This window comes from Corynebacterium sp. UMB0012, from assembly GCF_030216265.1.
In the GTDB taxonomy this organism is placed as follows: Bacteria; Actinomycetota; Actinomycetes; order Mycobacteriales; family Mycobacteriaceae; genus Corynebacterium.
This window is the reverse complement of the sequence record NZ_JASOKQ010000094.1, coordinates 1-294: the sequence shown is the minus strand read 5'-3', so window position 1 is coordinate 294 and position 294 is coordinate 1. Positions and strand designations below refer to the sequence as shown.

At 46.3% G+C, this 294-nt stretch carries 1 protein-coding gene; it reads right to left on the bottom strand.

Annotated elements, in window-relative coordinates; translation table 11 throughout:
* Nucleotides 1–294: hypothetical protein (locus tag QP324_RS12005; RefSeq protein WP_284816208.1), on the bottom strand; the 294-nt coding region annotated here is incomplete at both ends.

Here is a 294-nt window from a genome sequence, read left to right as displayed (position 1 = left end):
CCAGAGATCCGCATGTAAATAAGCCAGCGTGTGATTTTCTACCAGAAGGCCGAGATGTTTATCGTCCATACTGCTTTCGACCTGGCCGTTGGTTATCATAATTAACCGTGGCTCGCGGGTAGTAAAGAGTAACAGGACGCTGCCTTTTACATTACTCATTGAAGATGCCGCATGCGCCAGCATCGCTTTACCATTTTGTCTGAGACTGGCTTCATTATTAATGTCGGGTAAAATCACAATAAACGGTGCAATTCCCGTTTGTTGGCGAAAAAGCTCGGCTTTACGTGCGATCTC